Source organism: Bacillus sp. ISL-7, from assembly GCF_018613065.1.
In genome coordinates this window covers 1-20,256 of the sequence record NZ_JAGGQW010000064.1, presented here as the reverse complement: position 1 = coordinate 20,256, position 20,256 = coordinate 1, and the positions used below count along the sequence as shown (strand labels likewise).

General features: G+C 42.3%; 23 protein-coding genes. 16 read left to right on the top strand and 7 right to left on the bottom strand.

Translation table 11 applies throughout. The annotated features are described in order from the left end of the window. Nucleotides 1-18: 18 nt before the first annotated feature. Nucleotides 19-2,001 carry a penicillin-binding transpeptidase domain-containing protein gene (locus tag J7E66_RS24915; RefSeq protein WP_215004869.1) on the top strand — a complete coding sequence of 661 codons (1,983 nt, stop codon included), beginning with the start codon at nucleotides 19-21 and terminating at the stop codon, nucleotides 1,999-2,001. Nucleotides 2,002-2,618: 617 nt separating this feature from the next. Here the strand turns inward: J7E66_RS24915 and J7E66_RS24910 are convergent. Both J7E66_RS24910 and J7E66_RS24905 read right to left on the bottom strand, forming a co-directional pair. Next, nucleotides 2,619-2,927, bottom strand: coding sequence for an MGMT family protein (locus tag J7E66_RS24910; RefSeq protein ID WP_215004866.1), 309 nt, complete (start codon nucleotides 2,925-2,927; stop codon nucleotides 2,619-2,621). A gap of 463 nt (nucleotides 2,928-3,390) precedes the next feature. After that, a complete protein-coding gene (locus J7E66_RS24905) occupies nucleotides 3,391-3,564 on the bottom strand; it encodes a hypothetical protein (protein WP_215004863.1) in 174 nt (57 codons plus the stop codon). A gap of 93 nt (nucleotides 3,565-3,657) precedes the next feature. On the opposite strand from J7E66_RS24905, the gene spoIIID reads away from it, so the two are divergent. The 5 genes from spoIIID to J7E66_RS24880 all read left to right on the top strand — a co-directional run bounded on the left by spoIIID (nucleotide 3,658) and on the right by J7E66_RS24880 (nucleotide 7,459). Continuing rightward, nucleotides 3,658-3,930 (top strand): sporulation transcriptional regulator SpoIIID, encoded by a 273-nt coding sequence (gene spoIIID, locus J7E66_RS24900; RefSeq protein WP_026568271.1) that lies wholly within the window; start codon nucleotides 3,658-3,660, stop codon nucleotides 3,928-3,930. 195 nt (nucleotides 3,931-4,125) lie between these two features. Next, complete coding sequence (mreB, locus tag J7E66_RS24895) at nucleotides 4,126-5,127, top strand: rod shape-determining protein (RefSeq protein ID WP_088090147.1); 1,002 nt, start codon at nucleotides 4,126-4,128, stop codon at nucleotides 5,125-5,127. Nucleotides 5,128-5,585: 458 nt separating this feature from the next. Continuing rightward, nucleotides 5,586-6,383 (top strand): DNA-directed RNA polymerase subunit beta, encoded by a 798-nt coding sequence (locus J7E66_RS24890; protein WP_215004860.1) that lies wholly within the window; start codon nucleotides 5,586-5,588, stop codon nucleotides 6,381-6,383. 92 nt (nucleotides 6,384-6,475) lie between these two features. Continuing rightward, the gene (gene fabZ, locus J7E66_RS24885) at nucleotides 6,476-6,910 is read left to right on the top strand and encodes a 3-hydroxyacyl-ACP dehydratase FabZ (protein WP_168241240.1); all 435 of its coding nucleotides are present in this window, start codon (nucleotides 6,476-6,478) and stop codon (nucleotides 6,908-6,910) included. 186 nt (nucleotides 6,911-7,096) lie between these two features. Further along, nucleotides 7,097-7,459, top strand: coding sequence for a hypothetical protein (locus tag J7E66_RS24880; protein WP_251033126.1), 363 nt, complete (start codon nucleotides 7,097-7,099; stop codon nucleotides 7,457-7,459). Nucleotides 7,460-7,498: 39 nt separating this feature from the next. Here the strand turns inward: J7E66_RS24880 and J7E66_RS24875 are convergent, their stop codons facing one another. Continuing rightward, the gene (locus J7E66_RS24875; RefSeq protein WP_168241238.1) at nucleotides 7,499-7,936 is read right to left on the bottom strand and encodes a YwpF family protein; all 438 of its coding nucleotides are present in this window, start codon (nucleotides 7,934-7,936) and stop codon (nucleotides 7,499-7,501) included. 246 nt (nucleotides 7,937-8,182) lie between these two features. On the opposite strand from J7E66_RS24875, the gene ssb reads away from it, so the two are divergent. Both ssb and J7E66_RS24865 read left to right on the top strand, forming a co-directional pair. Continuing rightward, nucleotides 8,183-8,554 carry a single-stranded DNA-binding protein gene (ssb, locus tag J7E66_RS24870; RefSeq protein ID WP_215004857.1) on the top strand — a complete coding sequence of 124 codons (372 nt, stop codon included), beginning with the start codon at nucleotides 8,183-8,185 and terminating at the stop codon, nucleotides 8,552-8,554. Further along, a complete protein-coding gene (locus J7E66_RS24865) occupies nucleotides 8,544-8,771 on the top strand; it encodes a hypothetical protein (RefSeq protein WP_215004854.1) in 228 nt (75 codons plus the stop codon). Before ssb ends, J7E66_RS24865 begins: the two co-directional genes overlap by 11 nt. A gap of 303 nt (nucleotides 8,772-9,074) precedes the next feature. Here the strand turns inward: J7E66_RS24865 and J7E66_RS24860 are convergent, their stop codons facing one another. Then, complete coding sequence (locus tag J7E66_RS24860; protein ID WP_215004851.1) at nucleotides 9,075-9,488, bottom strand: helix-turn-helix domain-containing protein; 414 nt, start codon at nucleotides 9,486-9,488, stop codon at nucleotides 9,075-9,077. 220 nt (nucleotides 9,489-9,708) lie between these two features. Between J7E66_RS24860 and J7E66_RS24855 the strand changes: the two genes are divergently transcribed. Next, nucleotides 9,709-10,125 carry a hypothetical protein gene (locus J7E66_RS24855; protein WP_215004848.1) on the top strand — a complete coding sequence of 139 codons (417 nt, stop codon included), beginning with the start codon at nucleotides 9,709-9,711 and terminating at the stop codon, nucleotides 10,123-10,125. A gap of 83 nt (nucleotides 10,126-10,208) precedes the next feature. Here the strand turns inward: J7E66_RS24855 and J7E66_RS24850 are convergent, their stop codons facing one another. Beyond that, nucleotides 10,209-10,349: a hypothetical protein gene (locus J7E66_RS24850; RefSeq protein WP_215004845.1), complete on the bottom strand. Its 141-nt coding sequence runs from the start codon at nucleotides 10,347-10,349 to the stop codon at nucleotides 10,209-10,211. Nucleotides 10,350-10,503: 154 nt separating this feature from the next. Between J7E66_RS24850 and J7E66_RS24845 the strand changes: the two genes are divergently transcribed. Both J7E66_RS24845 and J7E66_RS24840 read left to right on the top strand, forming a co-directional pair. Then, complete coding sequence (locus J7E66_RS24845) at nucleotides 10,504-11,640, top strand: 3D domain-containing protein (RefSeq protein WP_215004842.1); 1,137 nt, start codon at nucleotides 10,504-10,506, stop codon at nucleotides 11,638-11,640. A gap of 193 nt (nucleotides 11,641-11,833) precedes the next feature. Beyond that, nucleotides 11,834-13,519 carry a hypothetical protein gene (locus J7E66_RS24840; RefSeq protein ID WP_215004840.1) on the top strand — a complete coding sequence of 562 codons (1,686 nt, stop codon included), beginning with the start codon at nucleotides 11,834-11,836 and terminating at the stop codon, nucleotides 13,517-13,519. A 250-nt stretch (nucleotides 13,520-13,769) separates the two neighbouring features. Here the strand turns inward: J7E66_RS24840 and J7E66_RS24835 are convergent, their stop codons facing one another. Further along, nucleotides 13,770-14,141 carry a winged helix-turn-helix transcriptional regulator gene (locus J7E66_RS24835; protein WP_215004837.1) on the bottom strand — a complete coding sequence of 124 codons (372 nt, stop codon included), beginning with the start codon at nucleotides 14,139-14,141 and terminating at the stop codon, nucleotides 13,770-13,772. Nucleotides 14,142-14,319: 178 nt separating this feature from the next. Between J7E66_RS24835 and J7E66_RS24830 the strand changes: the two genes are divergently transcribed. The 5 genes from J7E66_RS24830 to J7E66_RS24810 all read left to right on the top strand — a co-directional run bounded on the left by J7E66_RS24830 (nucleotide 14,320) and on the right by J7E66_RS24810 (nucleotide 18,804). Beyond that, entirely contained in the window at nucleotides 14,320-15,525 is a 1,206-nt protein-coding gene (locus J7E66_RS24830) for an MFS transporter (RefSeq protein ID WP_215004834.1), read from the top strand. Nucleotides 15,526-15,818: 293 nt separating this feature from the next. After that, nucleotides 15,819-16,643: an aldo/keto reductase gene (locus J7E66_RS24825; RefSeq protein WP_215004831.1), complete on the top strand. Its 825-nt coding sequence runs from the start codon at nucleotides 15,819-15,821 to the stop codon at nucleotides 16,641-16,643. Nucleotides 16,644-16,950: 307 nt separating this feature from the next. Beyond that, nucleotides 16,951-17,427 (top strand): CBO0543 family protein, encoded by a 477-nt coding sequence (locus J7E66_RS24820; protein ID WP_215004828.1) that lies wholly within the window; start codon nucleotides 16,951-16,953, stop codon nucleotides 17,425-17,427. Between the two features lie 127 nt (nucleotides 17,428-17,554). Beyond that, entirely contained in the window at nucleotides 17,555-18,328 is a 774-nt protein-coding gene (locus J7E66_RS24815; protein ID WP_215004826.1) for a class I SAM-dependent methyltransferase, read from the top strand. A gap of 158 nt (nucleotides 18,329-18,486) precedes the next feature. After that, nucleotides 18,487-18,804 carry a hypothetical protein gene (locus J7E66_RS24810; RefSeq protein WP_215004823.1) on the top strand — a complete coding sequence of 106 codons (318 nt, stop codon included), beginning with the start codon at nucleotides 18,487-18,489 and terminating at the stop codon, nucleotides 18,802-18,804. A 122-nt stretch (nucleotides 18,805-18,926) separates the two neighbouring features. On the opposite strand, the gene J7E66_RS32675 is transcribed toward J7E66_RS24810, so the two are convergent. Further along, complete coding sequence (locus J7E66_RS32675; RefSeq protein WP_308162582.1) at nucleotides 18,927-19,892, bottom strand: DUF3231 family protein; 966 nt, start codon at nucleotides 19,890-19,892, stop codon at nucleotides 18,927-18,929. Nucleotides 19,893-20,256 lie beyond the last annotated feature (364 nt).

Sequence of the window (20,256 nt, the reverse complement as noted above, 5' to 3'; positions counted from 1 at the left end):
ATAAAAGGAGGGATTACATTGAGAAAAATAATAGCAGCCATGCTTCTGATTCTACTAGTCGCTGGCTGTAGCAAAGAACCGACGCCACAGGATCGATTTTCTAAGTACATAGCTTTGTGGAATGAGCAGAAGTTTGATCAGATGTATGATTATCTTTCAACGGATGCCCAGAAAAAAATCACTAAAGAAGAATTTACGAACCGCTATCATAAAATCTACAAAGACCTTCAGATTACTGACCTCAAGATTGACTTCAAAGAACCGAAAGAGGATAAGCAGGCAGACAAAGAACAAGCCCAATATTCTTTTAACGCGAAAATGAATAGCATCGCTGGAGCTATTCAATTCACTCAGGAAGCTAAGTTGCAAAAAGAAGAAAGAGACGACAAGAAGAATTGGTATGTAGACTGGAATACTGAGTTCATTTTTCCAAAATTGCAGGAAGGCGATAAGATCGGGATTAGTACGGATGCGCCGCAAAGAGGGGAGATTCTTGATCGCAATAACATCGGGCTGGCGGTGAATGGCCAGGTGTATGAGGTTGGCGTGGTTGCGGGGAAGGTGACGGACCAAGTGTTGGAACCGTTAGCCTCGCTGTTAAAAATGAGTCCAGACCAAATCAAGAAGGCGATTACGGCGAGTTGGGTTAAGCCGGAGTTGTTTGTGCCGTTGAAGCGGGTGTCGATGCAGGATGAGGAGCGGATTGCCCAGTTGATTGCGCTAGAGCCAGTGCAGACGAGGAAGGTGGAGGCACGGATTTATCCGTATGATCAGGCTGCGGCGCAGCTGATTGGTTATGTGGGTGCGATTACGGCGGATGAGTTGGAAAAGTTGAAGGATAAAGGGTACACGAGTAGTGATATGATTGGAAAAAGAGGGCTCGAGCAAGTGTATGACGAGCAGTTAAAGGGTAAGCCCGGCGTGAAGATTACGATTAAAAAGAAAAATGGTGAAGCCGAGGTGCTTGCTGAAAAACCGGTCGAGGATGGAAAGAATGTTAAGTTGACGATCGATGCAGATGTTCAGGCGGCTATTTTTAATGAACTTGGCAAGGAAGCCGGCACGGGTGCGGCCATAAACCCTGTGACGGGGGAAACGCTGGCGCTTGTCAGCACGCCTTCGTTTGACCCGAATCAAGCGATGCTTGGCTTCTCGGCGGCTGAATGGAAGGCGCTGCAGGATAATAAGCTACAGCCGCTCTCCACGCGGTTTAAACAGGCCTATGCACCGGGTTCGGTCATGAAGCCGATTACGGCGGGGGTGGCTTTGTCGAGCGGGGCGATTACGCCGGAGCTGGCGGTGCCGATTCTAGGGTCGAAGTGGCAAAAGGATAAATCGTGGGGCGGCTATTTTGTGACGCGTGTCCATGGCGGCAGCCCGATTAATCTTGAAAAAGCATTGGTGTTCTCCGATAATATTTATTTTGCTCAGGCGGCGTTGAAAACGGGGAAAGATGTGTTTGCGGATGGGCTGAAGAAATTTGGCTTTGAGGAAGATTTGGCGTTCCCATTCCCGCTTGAAAAATCAACGATTGGTGCATTGGATCGGGATATTGCACTGGCCGATTCTGGTTATGGCCAAGGGCAGATTCAGATGAGTATCGTTCATTTGCTTTCGACGTATACGCCGTTTGTGAATAATGGCAATATGATCAGACCGATTCTTTTGGCGGATGAGCAGCAGGGGCAGGTGCTGAAAGAGGCGGTAGTTTCGCCTGAACACGCCGGCGTCATTGCGTCAGATTTACGGAAGGTCGTTGGTGACACTGGCGGAACGGCCCATGCTGCCGAAATATTGGGGTATCCGTTGGCTGGTAAAACGGGGACGGCGGAGATAAAACAGAAACAGGGCGAAACAGGCACGGAAAATGGCTGGTTTATTGGTTACAACACAGAGTCTCCGAGTTTGATGGTGGCGATGATGGTCGAGAACGTCCAGGGCCGGGGCGGTTCGCTGGTGCCCGTGAAGAAAGTGAAGAAGGTATTTGAGTTGGTGCGGTAAATGGAGGATGGATCGGTTGGTGTCAGGCACCACCATGTGGACTTTTAAATAGATTTGGGATAACACCTAGGGGGCTAGGTGTTTTTCTTTGTTTTGAGGTCATTTTTATGTGGGGCTGATTGCGGGGAGTCCTATTTACTGTTGGGTTAGGGTTTTACTGTCCAGTTTTGGCCATTTACTGTCGGGGTTTGAGGATTTACTGTCCACTTGGTTCCATATATTGTCCGGTTAGGGTTTTACTGTCCACTTTGAGCCATTTACTGTCAAGGTTTAGAGATTTACTGTCGACTTTTCAAGTTTTTACTGTCGAGTTTCAAACACTTACTGTCCACTTTCCTGACTTTACTGTCCAACTCCACTTATCCGCCTCAAAACAAGCTAAAAAGCCAGGCAACTTCTTGCTCAGGTAATTTATTTAAGGAAAAAACTTAATTCCCCTAATTAGGGGAACTTAATATTTACCCATTTTAGATGGTGTAATCATTTTACTGTCCACTTGGGGCAATTTACTGTCGGGGATTGAGATTTACTGTCCACTTTCTCGACTTTACTGTCCAACTCAATATCCATTTTTCAGCGGATGATGCCAGGGAGGCAATTTCCCTCCCTGGCGAGTATCATTGTGGCTTCCACTGATACCGCTCCAGATCAATGACCCCGTTTAGACCGATCTCCACGCCTTCTGCCTCTAACGACAGCCTTTGCTCATTGTAGGACTCGTCATCTAGGAGGGCGATTTGCCCCTTAGCGTTGATGACGCGGTGCCAGGGGAGGCGGTGCTTCTTGCTCATGGAATGGAGGGCGCGGACAACTTGGCGGGCAGCACGGGGGCTTCCAGCGAGCCCAGCGATCTGACCATAAGTCGCAACCTTACCTTCAGGGATACTGCGAATAATTTCTACTACATTTTCCGTAAAAGGTGTCATCGTGATCATCCTTTCGAAAAGTACATATCAAAAAGGTATCAAAAATATAATAAATTGAACAATCCTTTTTGTAAAAAATTGCCCCAAATCATATCAGGTACGGGCTTTCGAAACCTAAATTCTCTCCTCATTCCAATAATTATCGCCATATTTGAATAATTTTCTCTCGACAAATTTCTCGGGAAATAAATGCTGAGAGCGTGATATTTCTAGCCCAAAACCCTTATATCATGCGATTCTGGACGATTCTCCACGATTGTCGAAAATAAGTAAGAAGTCCAATTTTCAAAAAACTTTGGAATAACATCTTGTCCAGATTGAGTATTTATAGCATAATCCCGTATCCAAGCTAATAAAATGATTACAAACCTTTACAAAGAGAGTGTTTGAGGTGAAGAGTCGTTTGAAATTAGCGGATATTCAGTCGGGGACATGATTATTCATCGTATAGTCAGAAGGTAAATTACTTTCTGCCGTCTGGTGCCTGACACTCATCAACAGAAGTGTCCTCTACTGGTGGACAAATGTCTTTTAATGGTGCCTGACACCAAAATGGTAACACCAAATAATAGCACCAAATGGTGACACCAAAATGGCACCAAATATGACACCACCATGACACTAAAATTGATGACACCAAAACAGACACCAAAACGGAAGCAGAATTCGTCGAAGTGATAAGCGGGTCTCATTTCACACTTCTCACATCCAATTTAGGGAGGGCGAGAGTGTGCACGATTACATCAAAGAGAGAACTATCAAGATTGGAAAGTATATCGTGGAGACGAGGAAAACGGTTCGCGTGATTGCGAAGGAGTTTGGCGTATCCAAAAGTACAGTCCATAAGGATCTAACTGAGAGGCTTCCTGAGATTAATCCAGAGCTGGCAAATGAGGTTAAAGGAATTCTAGATTATCATAAATCGATCCGTCATCTCCGGGGGGGAGAGGCAACGAAAATGAAATATCAAAAAGAAGAAAAGGAAGGCGAAGCTGTAAAATAGACCTCAATTTCCGAATCATTCAAGCTGAGAAAACAAAATATTTCAAGGGCATTCTCTAGAATTCCTTAACTCGACATCCTTCAGCAAAATATACCATCTTTTCTTTTCTAAAAGTATGGAAATTTTAATGAGTATGGTACAATATACAATTAGGAAAAGTATGTGGATACCGTTTTAAGGAGGAAAGAAAAGAGAATGTTTGCAAGAGATATTGGGATTGATCTAGGAACGGCTAACGTGTTAATTCACGTCAAGGGCCGTGGAATCGTATTAAATGAGCCGTCCGTAGTGGCAATTGACAAAAATACAAATCGCGTACTTGCTGTTGGTGAAGAAGCCCGCCGCATGGTTGGTCGGACACCTGGGAACATTGTAGCGATCCGCCCATTAAAAGATGGCGTGATCGCTGACTTTGATGTGACAGAAGCAATGTTAAAGCATTTTATTAATAAGTTAAATGTAAAAGGCTTTCTATCGAAGCCGCGCATTCTGATTTGCTGCCCAACGAATATTACAAGCGTTGAGCAAAAGGCAATCAAAGAAGCTGCTGAAAAAAGCGGCGGGAAAAAGATTTACTTAGAAGAAGAACCAAAGGTAGCTGCAATTGGTGCGGGAATGGACATTTTCCAACCGAGCGGAAACATGGTAGTGGACATCGGTGGAGGAACGACGGATGTGGCTGTTCTTTCAATGGGCGATATCGTGACTTCCTCCTCCATCAAAATGGCCGGCGACAAGTTCGACATGGAAATCCTCAACTACATCAAGCGCGAGTACAAACTGTTAATCGGTGAGCGCACAGCTGAAAATATTAAAATCAACATCGGGACAGTTTTCCCAGGATCACGCTCGGAAGAAATGGAAATCCGCGGCCGTGACATGGTTAGCGGCCTGCCGCGTACCATCTCTGTTCGTTCGGAAGAAATCGAAGGCTCCTTGCGTGAATCAGTGGCCGTGATCGTTCAGGCTGCAAAAAGCGTTCTTGAGCGCACACCGCCGGAGCTATCGGCTGACATCATTGACCGCGGTGTGATTTTAACGGGCGGCGGAGCATTGCTGCACGGCATCGACATGCTTCTAGCGGACGAATTAAAGGTTCCAGTCCTTGTCGCAGAAAATCCAATGGATTGTGTGGCAATTGGAACAGGAATTATGCTAGATAACATCGACAAGATTCCAAATCGGAAGTTTGGATGATTTTTTGAAAAATTGTCCTTTGCCTGCGAGTAGAAATTGGATAAACAATTAATCACTATGGCCCTTTCAGGTTTACTGTTGTATGACATCATACCTTGGATACAAAAAGTCTAATGAAGCAGGCAGGACAAGCCTCGATCATTGGGCTTTTTTATTTGGGTTCGGAGGAATAATTTTGCAATAATACACCTTAAAAACCAAAGAAAGCGACAAAAATTGAGCTATTTCTACGTTTATTGACTATTTCCTGTAAAAAGTTGATGAGTATTTTCAATTTATTTTTTATAATAGAGGTAATGAATTGGAAAAATTATTTTTTTAAAATTATAAATTGAATGACTCAGCAACATGAGTTGAACACAATTAATGGTTATAATATGTACTAACTCACTGAATCCGGGGACAGCCATGCCAGATAAAAATAAATGGACGGGCTTCAGTTAAAGGGGAATTAAGGAATGTCAGTAAATAATTCAAACCATGAACAATATAGCACGAGAGAAGATTATAAGCGCGCTAAAGCCGAAGAGCTGCAACGGAAAAAGGACGCAGAGAAGCAGGCGAAGGACGAGGCGCTGCAGATAAAGGACGCAGAGAAGCAGGCCAAGGACGAAGCGCGGCAAATAAAGGAAGTAGAGAAACAGGCAAAGGATGAGGCGCGACAGATAAAGGACGCGAAGAAACCGGCCAAGGACGAGGTGCGGAAAATAAAGGACGCAGAGAAACCGGCCAAGGACGAAGGCCGGCAAATAAAGGACGCAGAGAAACAGGCTAGGGACGAAGCACAACAAACGAAGGTCGTAGAGAAACAAGCGCCAACAAAGATTATAGAGATACTAGCCAAGAATGTAGCAGGTAGACTAAAGGGTTTAAAAAAACCAGCCCTGAATGTCGCAAGAAAAACTCAGGATGCGGGTCAACAGGCAAAAACCAAACAGCCGCGTCAGAAAAGCGAGACGCAAGGGGTCAAAGAAACGAAAACCAGCTCAACTCATGAGGCCCCTAGGTCAAAGGAGTCAAACAACACGAACAGCGCGGGTAAGAATGCGGAGACAGCACCTGTTTCGTACCAACGGATCAGAATACGGCTCATTCCGATTTGGCTGCGGCTCGTTCTATTACTAGTAATGGCCATTTTCTGTGTGACGGCAGGCGCTGTTGTTGGTTACGGCATGCTTGGCGGCGGAAAAGTGGCAGAAGTTTTCCAAGAATCCACTTGGACACATATTATTGATTTAGTTCAAAAAGGAAAATAAATGGAGGAAGGGACGTAAATCCCTTCCTTTTTGTATACCTTAAGTAGTAGAATAGGAAATAGACACTTGTTACTAGTAGGAGGTACTAAATAATGCTCGATATCGAACAAATCAAAGAAATCATTCCACACCGCTACCCATTTTTGTTAGTCGATCGAATTTTAGAAGTCGAAGAAGGAAAAAGCGCTGTTGGGATTAAAAACGTCAGCGCCAATGAAGAATTTTTCAACGGTCATTTCCCAGATTATCCAGTGATGCCTGGTGTGTTAATCGTGGAAGCACTGGCACAGGTTGGCGCTGTCGCTATGTTGAAAAAAGAAGAAAACCGCGGCCGCTTAGCCTTTTTTGCGGGAATTGATGGCTGTCGTTTTAAAAAGCAAGTCAAGCCAGGCGACCAGCTTCGACTAGAAGTGGAAATCGTGCGCTTGCGCGGACCAATCGGCAAAGGGAAAGCTGTTGCGACTGTTGACGGTGAAATTGCCTGCGAAGCGGAAATCACATTTGCCTTAGGCGAGAAAAAGGAATAACCAAATGAAAGCGGCCGGAGGATTCTGGTCGCTTTTTCATATGCTATTATGTAGGCGCGCAAAAACATAGAAGCAGCAATTACCTTGAAAACATTTTTGTAAAAAAATGCTTGCTATCATTTGAAAAACGTCGGGAACCCTAAAAACAAGACCAATAAAAGATATGTTTGGAAGGGGTACATGATTTTGAAAAAAAAGTTATTTCTTTTGCTCGCAGGTTCGATCTTATCTGCTGGCGTGTTAACAGGCTGTAATAATGATAATGATGACCAAAATCCACCACCACCGGCTGTAAATAATCCAGCAGATAACAACCGAAATAATAATGACAATATTAACAACAATCGCTTAAACGACATCAATCGCTTAAATGACAACAATAACTTAAACGACAATCTTGACTTAAACGACAACGACAACCACTATTCACCGGCAGAGGACAAAAATACCGATACTGACAAAGATCCAATTAAGGATAGCAACACCAAAAAGGAAGAAATAATCGAAGATGATATTGACAGAAATGACAGAGACAATAAAGATGAATAAGTAACAAAAAGGGACTGGCATCTGCCTGTCCCTTTGTTTTTATTTTATTTCGTTTTTCACTTTTAGTTTCGGTTTGCTTTTTATTTTATCCCTAAATTCAGTAAGCAGCGCGGGACCCTCAAGCCCTTTTTGGAGGAGACTTTCGAGCAGTAGTTCGGAGTAATCGCTTTTGTTGCGGCGAATGCTGCCTTCGAACAAAACGCTGATATGCTTTTCGAATTTAGTCAATGAACAAATTTTTGTTTGAAAATAAGCAGGCGCATTATCCTTCTTGGTGATGACAGCTTCGACAATAAGGTCGCGGTCTTGCTCGGAAATTTTTTTGAAATAATCATAGAGGGACAAATCTGTATACGCCTCAAGCAGCCATGTCGAGCGCTCGTCTTCCTTATTAAGAATCAAGCCATCCACCAACGGAACTTCAACTGAAGCATCATTTTCGACCACATCTAATGAGTACAATTTAAAAGATTTCATCACAACCTCCTGATTTCTTTTTCCTAAATTATAACATAGGTTCGCTTAAAGCAAATGTCGAATAATATTTGTCGAAATTTCAAAGATCAGTTTTCCTGCAAAAAAGGCCCTTCCTTTTTGACAAAAACCCCCGAGAAAAACCGATTATCCTGCAAGAATCAGCCTCGATAACTTCCTTTTCCTTGTTTTACAACCATCAGTCCAACGGGCTATGCTAGGATCATCAAACAAAAAGGAGATGAAAAAATGATCAATCAAGTCACATTGGTTGGCAGGTTGACGCGGGACCCGGAATTAAAAGAGACAACAGAAGGGACACATGTGTCTCATATCACTTTAGCAGTGACTCGCCACTATCGCAATCAAAACGGCGAAATTGAAGCAGATTTCGTTCAATGCACACTTTGGCGGAAAGCGGCAGAAAATACATGCAAGTATTGCCGTAAAGGTTCAGTCGTTGGGATCACCGGGAGATTGCAAACCCGGAACTACGATAACAAAGAGGGGAAAAGGGTGTATGTGACCGAGGTGATCGCCGAAACAGTCCGCTTCCTAAGCTCGAAGCCGCATGAAGCAGCGCCTGAGCCAAAAAAGGAGGAAATGACGATTGGGGTCTAACAATGAAATGGCCAGCAACCTCGAGCAATTACTGGAAAGCTTAATTAAGATGGTGGGAAATGCCAACAAAAACGTCGACAGCCTCCAAAGGCGCGTCTGCCAATTAGAATGGGCCATTAAGGAACAACAACATGAAATCAAGGAAAGAGACAACCTCATCAGAATTTACTCCTCACATCCACACGATTCTTCACAAAACATTCCTTTTCGTTCTTGAGTGATATTCAAAAAAATACGCCTTGGTTGCATCATGTTCAAGCTGCCAGGCGAAAATTTTTAAAAAAATATCCCCGCAACGACTATCTATATAGAAAATCAAAAACAGCTCCGTGTTTCATCCCCATTTTTCCGGCAGGTAATTGCCGGAATTTTTTTGTTGTCTACAGGTATAAAAATAATTAATCAGGATAAACTATGTAAAAAACCCCCCTGTTTTTTTTAAAAAGAAGCCGCTGAACTCGTCAGCGGCTTCTTTGATGTTTATACGATTGTAAACTGCTTAAACAGGAAAACCTTCTTCTTAAAACTTATCCTTATGATGCCTACTCACCTTAATCTGGCTGATAAATGAATCAATATAAAAAGCTTTCCGTTTGGGCGGCATGAGATAAAGCTCTAATAAGGCCATTTTAAAATCAGGTTCTTTCTGAAGAAACTGGTTAATAATGAGCAGATCGTGATCGTCGCTGGTTTCCTTCGCGATGAATCCAGACCCCTCCGTTTTAGGCAGCAGCTGATCGAGCTCCTCCACCAAATATTCCTTATCGACCTGATAAATTTCCGCAAATCGAACCACCGTCTGATAGTTGGGAATACTTCTACCCGTTTCGTAGCGACTTACTGTGGACCGATCCATCCTCATCATGTCGGCAAGCGTTTGCTGGGACCAGTTTCGGTTGTCGCGCAATTTCCTTAATTTTCCCGATAAAGACATTTAATTCACCGCCATTAAAACAATTCATGGTTTTAACTTAACGGGAAAACAGAACATTAAGTTTGAATGTGTGAATTATGCACAATCATTTTTGTGAAAAAAATGCACGATGTCGACAAAATATGGGCTGACGGAAAATCGCAATAAAGGAAATTGGAAATTATCGTCGAATAATGATAGGTGGTGTAAATAATTGTAATATTGGGAGGTATTTATATTTGTGGAAAAAAACTTAATTATATTTATTGGTGAGCAAAACAGTAACCAAAAAGTTGAAATCAAAAGTAAACCCAGTTTTTTCGATGCATTACAACTTTCTACCCAGTCGCCCCATACAACAGGAGATATTCCATACCAATCTATCCCATTTTATAAAAAAGCAATCATTCCCATCCAAATCAATAATTCAAATATTCAAATCAGCTACCACCGTCACCGTCATTCGCTACAAATTGTAAATGAAGACATCGATCTAACAGAAAAAGAAGTGTTCGAGCTCCTCAATCATTTTGCTATAAAAGAAGATAACAAGGTTTCCTTTTTAGCCGTATTTCCGAATAGTAAAAGTAGACTTAAAGGAGCGAGAAAAGCATCCATTCGCGTGGAGAGCAGGGAGTTAAAGGGGGAAGAACGATAGATAAGGTTTTTAATATGAGGTGCGCGAAAACGAACGGAGAAGAGTGGAAAATGCACTGGCAGCATAGAAAAGGTTCCGAAGATTTATTCGGGACCTTTTTTACGTTTGACCACTAAAAAGCCAGTCGTCCAGCCTGGCTCAGGTAACTGACTACTCTGGTGCCCGACACCAACCTTGGTGCCTGACACCAATAATTTTCCACCGCCAAGAACCCCCACCCACAACTGACATTCCACCGCAAAAAGAGGACACTGTTATGACACAGAATTGACACTTTTACGTGTAATATGACAAAAAGTGATGTACTTTTAATCTTTTTGTAACATTACTGGTACATTCATCTGGTATAAATAGAGTACTAAGGAGAGGAGAAAGCGTATGCAAACGACAAAAAAGCGTATCATTCTCGTGTTACTTACAATCATGCTATCAGTAACGGGGTCTATGGTTACATATGCACAAACAAGCAGTGAAGCCCTACATAATGCCAAGCAACAGCTGGAGCAGAAACAAAGAATAGTAGAGCAAAAAGCCCAAGAAAAGCAAACTGTTAATCAAGAGATAGAAAAAATTCAACAAGAATTGAACTCTCTTTACAGCGATATTACAAAAAACAAAGAAACAATGGCAAAAACGCAGCAAAAAATAGACGCAACAAATCAACTCATTGAACAAAAGAAACAAGAAATCGTCGTCCTAGAAGATAAAATCCTTGCACGTAAAGGGATTATGAAGCAGCGGGCCGTCGCACTTCAACAAAATGATAACGTCAATGTGATGATCAATCTATTCTTCGAGTCTGATAGTATCTCAGAATTTATCCAACGTGCGAGCGCCGTTTCGGCCCTGATGGATGCGGATAAAGATATCTTAGGATCCCAGAAGGAAGACCTTCAACAGATTGAAAATGATAAAAAAGAGATTGATAGACAAGAACAAATTTTATTAAAAGACCAAGAGGAACTTGCGAATCAACAAGCTCTACTTGATCAAAACATGCAAAAACGACAACAAACCTTAACCGTTATGCAACAAAAATACAGTCAAATCCTTAAACAAATGGCGCTAGCCGAACAGGAAAAAGCCGGCGTTGAGTCACAAATGAAGGATATTCAAGCGAAAATCAAAAAAGAACAAGATGAGGCCAAAGCACGTACAACTGCAAAAACAACAAAAGCAGCGCCATCATCATCAGAAAACATCACACCAACAGCAGCAGCAACAATAAGTAGCAAGGAGATGTATGTTACAGCAACAGCATACAGCCCGGAAGAGTCCGGTTCCATTACCGCACTCGGCTACAACATTCGTAATAATCCGAATATGAAATTGATTGCCGTCGACCCTAGAGTCATTCCACTTGGTAAAAAAGTCTGGGTAGAAGGTTATGGCGTTGCCATCGCAGGTGACACCGGCGGCGCGATTAAGGGCCATAAAATCGACGTATTAGTGCCAAATAGAGCAAAAGCATTACAATGGGGCAGAAGGACCGTGAAAGTTGTCGTCCTAAACTAATCCCGGCAATCACTTCAGCCATCCAAGAAGACCTAACATTCCACTGTTAGGTCTTTTTTTTGACACAATTTTGGATCATTTTCCTTTTTTAAGCACCTCATGACCCATGTCCTCATTGCTGATTTGCTTGTTATGAAATAAAATAAATTCATAATGTCATAAATTAGAAGAATGAGATAAGGGATGGGGATCGATGATTGAATTAAAGCTGCGTTCGATTTTAAAACAGGTAAAAAGCCAAAGTCCGCAAAAAAGACTTGAGGCACTACAACAGCTTGCTCAATATAAATTTCAAGAAGGACTCGAGGTTCAAATCGATGTATTAAAGGATATGATCAAGACGGCTGCATCCAACTTTCCAGAGCGTGTGGAAAATTGGGACAACCCATCCTTTTATCTCATTGACTTTGTCTGTGATTTTCCCATGCCGGAAGTGGTGGAGGGACTCATAAAGCATTTCGACGGTTTCGATTTACTGGCAAAAGAGCTGGCGATTGTAATGTTGCTAGCAACAGAAGACGAAGAGATTTTCTACATCCTCGAGGAAAAAATAATCGGGTTAATCCAGACAGAGGATTTCTTTATTCCCGTGAAAGAACTTGAAGCGTATCCGATGCTGATCAAAGGAATCCTTGATAAAACACTCGAGCATCTAAATACCAAACACTATAAATTCATGCTCTATGATTTGTTATTATCGCTAAACTCTTCCGGCTTCGAGCAAGGCTATAAAAAAGAGGTAATCCTCCCGATCCTGCTTGAAGATTATCAGGCAGAGAAACAAGCTTACTTGAAATATGATACCGATTTTACAAGCAAATATGTGTATTCTGCATGGAAGGTTAGCTATTTTGCACTTCGTTCGAGAATGCGATTATTAATTAACTTAATGGAATATTATTATTCATCTGACATAGGCGCCGAGCTGGAGCAGGCAATGGCTTTCCGTGATCCGTCTATTAAAACAGAAGCGCTGATCATATCTATCGCCAAAAACCTTCCATATGATCAGAAAACATTAGTAGAGGCTGCAAATCAGATCGAAAGTGCAGAAATCGTTTATTGGGAGTTGAAGGAAAGAAATCTAGAGCATCTGTATCCGATCGCTGAAGGAAAGCAGCCCCTTTTGGCGAAATCTAGGCTTTTTTCGACGATTATCAATCTTCCAGAGGAAGAAGAAGGAATCATCCGCTTTCCAGAAGACATCCAGATCATCGATAAAATCGATACAGAAAACTCCTATGGGCAGCCGATCCGCTATTACTTACTGAGTTTCTTGCATATCGGGACCCGATATGCGGGCTGGGCAGGCGGCTATGCGCTCGAGGATGGCGACGATACGGCCGAAATATGGGATGGCAGCTACACTGATTTTGTCGAATGGGATTCAGCCATCATCGAAGAACACAAAGCCGCTTTTTTCAAAAAAAGAGAAGAGGAAAAGCAAGAACATGAAATCAGTGTCTATTTTGAAAGTTCGCCACGGCTCAGCAAAGGTGCCTGGTTCTTCCTCAGCCTCGCGGTGGTTAACTGGATTAGAGAGGCGGTCGGAGGATTTTCAGAAGACTCGATTCCTTTCTTGATTGCACTAACCGTGATCGGCGGCGCGCTGTGTCTATATGAACTGACAAAAAATAAGAAAAGAGCCATCCAGGTCGTCGGCCAGCAGCTAGTGATGAAGGACGGTTCTAAACAGCATGCGATCGGAATGCACGAAATCAAAAAGGTAGAATACAACAAAAAGCACGTTCTCGTCTACGACAAGAAAAACGAACTTGCCTTTAAATTCCCACTGCGATGGGTCCGCTACGAGCTGTTTTACATTTACATGATGGAGCATACCGACCATCTAAAAGACCGGCCATTTATACAATCATAAAAAGCAGGTATAAGTGTAAAAAATCCCTATAAAAAAGGAGCGTAAAATGAAAAAAGTGACTTTTTTAATTTTATTATCACTAACGCTCCTTTCATTCTATATCGTTACGAAACTGGTGAACAATCCCTTGGGGGCCAGTGTGAAGAATTATGGGGCAAAAGGTGAGCATCACAAATGGTGCCTGACACTGGAAAATACTATTGGCAGTGGACGTAGATCACAAACGGTGCCTGACACCAATAAAAACCGTCTATTTAAGATGATCATTCAATACATTTTCCTCCAGGACAGAAAACTTATCTCCGTAGACCCTCGTAATATGATTCTCGCCCCATGTACAAAGCGAATTCAGAATCCCCTCCAAGCTCTGGCCATACTCACTCAGCTCATACTCAACCTTAGGCGGTATCTGATTATAAATAATCCGATTAATCACGCCATCCTCCTCCAACTCCCGCAGCTGCTGGGTCAACATCTTCTGCGTAATATTCGGCATCAACCGCTTCAATTCACTCGTCCGCTTTTTCCCATGCGTCAAATGGCAGAGAATTACACACTTCCATTTCCCCCCAATCACCTCAAGCGTCGCTTCCACCGATATATTGTATTTCTTCTTCTCCATCACACATACTCCTCCTCATTCAGATAGGCACCGAAAAGTACCTACTGCACCCAAAGGTACCTATATCACTTTAAAGTGCGTACTTCCTAATATTCCTCATATATCCCATAATAACATTTGCCGGATGAAAACAATCATACCCTTTTAAATAAACCAACACAAATGAGGAGGAAAATTCATGCCTTTAAATAAACAACAAAGCACATTCGCACTACTGGCCCTAGCCGTCAGCGCCTTCGCGATCGGAACCACCGAATTTATCAGCGTCGGCCTGCTGCCGCTCATCGCCAACGATTTAGACATTCCCGTCACAACGGCCGGACTAACCGTCTCCCTATACGCTCTCGGGGTCACATTCGGAGCACCCGTCCTAACATCACTGACATCGAGAATGTCACGAAAAACGCTTTTATTATGGATTATGATCGTCTTCATCATCGGTAACAGCATCGCCGCAAGCGCAACAAGCATCAGCGTCCTACTTGTCGCTCGCGTGATTTCCGCACTGTCGCACGGCGTCTTCATGTCGATCGGCTCAACCATCGCCGCCGACCTCGTCCCGGCCAACCGCCGCGCCAGTGCCATATCCATCATGTTCTCCGGCCTCACCGTCGCCACCGTTACGGGCGTTCCATTCGGAACATTCATTGGCCAACAATATGGCTGGCGACTAGCCTTCGTCATCATCATCGCCGTGGGCATCATCGGCTTCATCGCCAACTGGATTCTCATTCCTTCTTTTTTGAAAAAAGGAACCCAGACCAGCGTTCGAGACCAGTTCAAGCTCCTGACCAATGGCCGGCTCTTACTTCTATTCACAATCACGGCACTGGGGTATGGCGGCACATTTGTTGTCTTTACTTATTTGTCACCATTACTACAGGAAATAACCGGCTTTAAAGAAGGCTCAATTGCAATAATTTTACTCGCCTACGGATTGGCGATCGCCATTGGCAACATGGTGGGCGGAAAGCTCTCGAACCGCAATCCGATTGGATCCCTATTTTATATGTTTATCGTCCAGGCCGTTGTCCTTTTCGTCTTGATGTTCACAGCACAATTCAAGATCGCGGGCCTCATCACGATTATCTTTATGGGCTTACTCGCCTTTATGAACGTACCAGGACTGCAAGTATACGTCGTCATCCTTGCAGAGCGCTACGTCCCGAGTGCCGTCGATGTCGCATCAGCCATCAACATCGCCGCCTTCAACGCCGGAATCGCCATCGGTTCCTACCTAGGCGGCACCATCACCGACACACTTGGCCTCATCCACACCACATGGATCGGAGCAATAATGGTCCTCGCAGCGGCTATCCTAACAGGATGGAGCCGAGCATTGGAGCGGAGAGTCCAACCAGTTTTATCAGAAGAAGCTTGCTAAAGCAATAATAATTAAAAGCGCGTACCAAAAATATTGATTCGCTGAAAAAATCGTGTTTCCGCTGATTAATGACTTAGTTTCGCTGATAAAATTTATTTATCGCTGATAAAAGGTAATTTTCCGTTGATATATCTTAAAATCGGTTGATGGGGTGTAATTTTACACTGAATTTAAGCGGCTAAGGCGTTGAAAAGTAGTAAAAAGCTGTAATCTACGAAAACATCCTAACAGAACATGTAAAACGATCTTGCTAGGTTAAAATTAACAACTTAAATCTCGAGGAGGAACATTAGATGAACTTACAAAGTACAACTACATTAAATAACGGAGTAAAAATGCCTTGGTTCGGCCTTGGCGTTTTTAAAGTAGAGGAAGGACCGGAGCTCGTGAACGCGGTGAAAACAGCGATCCAACATGGTTACCGCAGCATTGATACAGCGGCCATCTATGAAAACGAAGAGGGTGTCGGACAAGGGATTAAGGAATCAGGCATCGCTAGAGAAGATTTATTTGTCACATCCAAGGTTTGGAATGCTGACCTCGGCTACGAATCCACATTAGCAGCGTATCAAACAAGCCTAGATAAACTAGGTTTAGAGTACCTGGACCTCTATCTGATTCATTGGCCTGTGGCTGGGAAATACAAGGAGGCGTGGCGAGCATTAGAAACGCTTTATAAAGAAGGGCGTGTACGTGCAATTGGGGTAAGCAATTTCCAAGTGCACCACCTTGAAGACCTGATGAAAGATGCAGAAATTAAGCCAATGGTAAACCAAGTCGAATACCATCCGCGCTTAACCCAAAATGAAGTCCAAGCATTCTGCCGTGAACAGGGAATTCAGATGGAAGCCTGGTCGCCATTAATGCAAGGCCAATTGTTAGACAATGAAGGATTGGCAGCAATCGCCGTAAAATACAAGAAATCAGTCGCCCAAATCATCCTGCGCTGGGATCTGCAAAACGGCATCGTTACCATCCCAAAATCAACAAAAGAACACCGAATCATTGAAAACTCACAAGTATTCGACTTTGAGCTAACACAAGAAGACATGCACCAAATCAACAACCTAAACCAAAACCACCGCGTCGGCCCAGACCCCGACAACTTTGACTTTTAAAATTACCTTTGGTTCCATCTTTAGTGCCATCATTGGTGTTACATCTTTTATGTCATCCATCATTGGTGTCATCCATCTTTGGTGTCAGGCACCGTTCGTGGACAAATGCACCTATTCGTCCGCCAGGTGTGGACAGGTCAATCTCGCTACTGAGATTGGCCTTATTTCTATGCTTGTATTTACCGTGTCAAAGCGAAAGCTGCACTGGCGGTAAATGGAGAGAGCTTAAAGCAACAATAATAAATGCAGTACTTTTTTTCCAGCTTTATTGGTTAAACTAAGGCGACATGCTTGAGGGGTGAAGAAAATGCGAAATCAGTTTGAAAAAAACATCTTAAGGTTTTTATTTGTTTTTGGGATTGGTACGTTCTTTAACTTAATTCGAAAGCCACCTATAAAGGACTGGCTGATTATTTTCTTAATGAAGAGCTATATTGCCACCATTCTCGATAATTTATTAGTAAAAAGAGGATATTTAAAATACCCTGTTAACTTATCAAAAAGCTTTGACATAAGTGTTTTATTTAGCTATCTCATTTTCCCAATCAGCTGCATTTATTTCAATCAAGTAACTAGAAATTCAGGTATTATAGGAATTCTGGCCAAGTGCCTATTATTTACACTACCATCGACACTAGTTGAATCTTGGCTCGAAAAAAACACAAAATTAATCAAATATAAAAAATCCTGGACCTCACTACATAGCTTTGCATCCATCGCATCCACCTTTTTAATCGTGCGCATCCTCATGTCTCTCATTAGTAAAACCTCCGAGAAACAATAATGTCACAATAATGGTGTCAGGCACCGTCCATGGACACATGTCCTCCTGCGGAGGACATCAAACGGGTATTTTCCACATCCCTTTGTTATAATTATTAAATGGAGTATCTAAAAGGGGTTGTGAGAAAATGGCTAATAGGGTGAAGGAAGATAGTTGGTGTGCAAGTTTATATGATACGAAGCATTCTTTTGTTTCTCAATTTGGAGGGGATTTGGTCCAATGGCTAGCACCGCAGTCAGGTGAAAAGATTCTTGATCTTGGCTGCGGAACAGGGGATCTAGCCAACCAACTGAATCAACTAGGCGTCGATATTATTGGGATTGATAAATCCGAAAACATGATCCAGCAGGCCCAAAAAAAGTACCCGGGTCTCACCTTCAAGGTACAGGACGCTGTGAACATGGGGTACACCAACGAGTTTGATGCAGTTTTCTCTAATGCTACACTTCATTGGATTAAAACTCCAAAACAGGCTCTACAGTCCATCTATAATGCCTTAAAACCTGGGGGCAGATTTGTCGCTGAATTCGGCGGGAAAGGCAACGTCCAGAAAATTACCGATGCAATCATTAACCAATTAGGCGAACACGGAACTGCGTATAAATCTGAGCAGTTCCCTTGGTACTACCCAAGCATTGCCGAATACACATCCATAATGGAACAAGTAGGATTTCGGGTCACCCACGCCCAACATTTTGATCGGCCGACCCCTTTATCTGGAGAGCAAGGCTTAAGAAACTGGATCGAGATGTTCGCCACAAGCATGTTCGAAGGAGTGACAAGCGAAACCAAAGAGTTAATCATCACAAGAGTGGAAGAGAACCTAAGAGAAGTTTTATTCCGCAACGGTGAGTGGATCGCGGATTATAAGCGGATTCGTGTGCTGGGGATAAAAGAGTAATCACGGGGACCATATTGGGTCCTTCTTTTTGGTTAAGCCTGGTAAATGGTTCTGTACCTCTGTGAACAAAGAGCTAATATTAAAAACCCAATAATTGGAACCCTTTTGCGGTAAATCCGTATATAGAGATAACTATTTTAAAAGGGGAGTTAAAAATAATGAAAAGACTAATTACCATCGTGATTACGTTTTTAGTTTTAACAGGATTGAGTTTTGCCATAACGTATTATACCCATACAAAATTCATTGATTATTCCTTCTTTATTGGATTAGCAGTTACCGTTTTTATTTGGTTCTTTACTTCAAAAGGCGGCCACACTTCAAGATATTTAGATATGACAGTTCAAGGCACCACTGGGGTCAAAGTTGATCAACAAAAGTATGAGTTTTCACCAAGTGTTGTTTTCCTAACCTCCCTGGCTTATACCATCATTACCCTTGGAGTAATGTTATATTATTACAGAAGTTATTTCTAAAAGTGGAAGTAGGTCGTTATCTGTTAAACAAATCAAGTGTCATCTTGTATATATAGAAAAGATGACACTTTAAAATATATTGTTCTTTATAATTTTCATTAATAATCTCCAAATAAAAGACTTTATTTCCGTTCCTTTGCCATTGGAAGTTGGTCCAAAAATTCATGTTCAATCATTAAGTTGACACAATCTTCACCATATAGTAATTCCTCTGCCATTAAACGTGTATAGTGAGCTCCAATATCTTTTCTTAGGACACTTGAAAGTGAAACTCCATAATGTCCTGCCGTTGCTCCTGTTAGCAATGTCATTTTAAACAACATTAGTCTATCGGAAAAAGGAGGAACGGTTGTGTCAGTAACCTCGCTTTCCCACGTAGGTAGTTGAGGTAATTCATTAGCAAGAAGAATTGATTGGAATATTTCAATATGCTTTTGCCTGATCTCTGCTCCACGGTGAAAGTGATTTTTAAATTCGTTTGACCGAGTGACTTGAGCAAAACCTCTCATAAACTCTTTTGTTACTTCATTAATTCGAATGTTGGCTACTAATTGAGTGATTTCATAAGATGTTAGTGGACGACGTTCAGTGAACCAACCAGCCAAAAAGTTCTGCTTACTAACTTTTTCAACAAGTTCTGGAGTAGGGATATGTATTTCCGGATGGTGTAACCCTTTTTTTATCATAAGGTCAGCCAACCTATTAAATAGTTGTGAAGCATTTTTTAGGCAATCTTCATAAAATTGACGAATATCAGTCCGTGTTGAAGTGCTTAATGAAAGTGAATAAACACCTAGTGACTCTTGACACAACACACCTTTAAGAATGAGGACAAACTTGTCTGTGAAGAGAGCAGGAGCATTAACATCCACATCTTCAGCATCAAACTTTTGAGGGAGTGGATGATTTGCCTCTTCTAGGAAAGTTCTAGACTTTTGGACTTCTGTTATTGCCATCTCTTCCGCATACTTAAGGATAGGACGTAAATCTTCATCCTGACAATTCGCTATAAAATATCTTGTAACCCATTGTGTCATTGTGTTAATTAAATATGAATTCCATAAATTTGTCATTTCTGCTGGAGTTATTTTTGTAGATCCATTTTACATTCCCCTTATTTTTCCTAATTAAATCTTAGAATTTCCTGTAAGGTAAGGATTATTCTTCCTCGAAAATAAACATTTTAAGAAAACATGAACACGAAATTGTTTAACTAACAGTTTCAAGAGGTGAAGATCGGGAAGTGCTGCGGCGATCCCTTTGCTTTTTCGACAAACTTTAAGCAGGATAGTTAAAGGAGGGGTTAACGGAAGATTTATAGGAAAACCAAAGCAACCCGTTAGGAATTTCCAATCTCTTTAATTTTCCAATACTTTTACATAACAGAAACGCCCCATTAGAACAACAAAAGGGACAGGTTAACTGTCCCGCAGATTGTAGACAAAAGGCATT

Coding starts and splice junctions, on each gene's coding strand:
- J7E66_RS24815 (WP_215004826.1), top strand. CDS start 17,555: ATGGCTAATAGGGTGAAGGAAGATAGTTGGTGTGCAAGTTTATATGAT.
- fabZ (WP_168241240.1), top strand. CDS start 6,476: ATGCTCGATATCGAACAAATCAAAGAAATCATTCCACACCGCTACCCA.
- J7E66_RS24845 (WP_215004842.1), top strand. CDS start 10,504: ATGCAAACGACAAAAAAGCGTATCATTCTCGTGTTACTTACAATCATG.
- J7E66_RS24910 (WP_215004866.1), bottom strand. CDS start 2,927: ATGACACCTTTTACGGAAAATGTAGTAGAAATTATTCGCAGTATCCCT.
- J7E66_RS24820 (WP_215004828.1), top strand. CDS start 16,951: ATGCGAAATCAGTTTGAAAAAAACATCTTAAGGTTTTTATTTGTTTTT.
- J7E66_RS24840 (WP_215004840.1), top strand. CDS start 11,834: ATGATTGAATTAAAGCTGCGTTCGATTTTAAAACAGGTAAAAAGCCAA.
- J7E66_RS24810 (WP_215004823.1), top strand. CDS start 18,487: ATGAAAAGACTAATTACCATCGTGATTACGTTTTTAGTTTTAACAGGA.
- J7E66_RS24830 (WP_215004834.1), top strand. CDS start 14,320: ATGCCTTTAAATAAACAACAAAGCACATTCGCACTACTGGCCCTAGCC.
- mreB (WP_088090147.1), top strand. CDS start 4,126: ATGTTTGCAAGAGATATTGGGATTGATCTAGGAACGGCTAACGTGTTA.
- ssb (WP_215004857.1), top strand. CDS start 8,183: ATGATCAATCAAGTCACATTGGTTGGCAGGTTGACGCGGGACCCGGAA.
- J7E66_RS24890 (WP_215004860.1), top strand. CDS start 5,586: ATGTCAGTAAATAATTCAAACCATGAACAATATAGCACGAGAGAAGAT.
- J7E66_RS24835 (WP_215004837.1), bottom strand. CDS start 14,141: ATGGAGAAGAAGAAATACAATATATCGGTGGAAGCGACGCTTGAGGTG.
- J7E66_RS24825 (WP_215004831.1), top strand. CDS start 15,819: ATGAACTTACAAAGTACAACTACATTAAATAACGGAGTAAAAATGCCT.
- J7E66_RS24860 (WP_215004851.1), bottom strand. CDS start 9,488: ATGTCTTTATCGGGAAAATTAAGGAAATTGCGCGACAACCGAAACTGG.
- J7E66_RS24875 (WP_168241238.1), bottom strand. CDS start 7,936: ATGAAATCTTTTAAATTGTACTCATTAGATGTGGTCGAAAATGATGCT.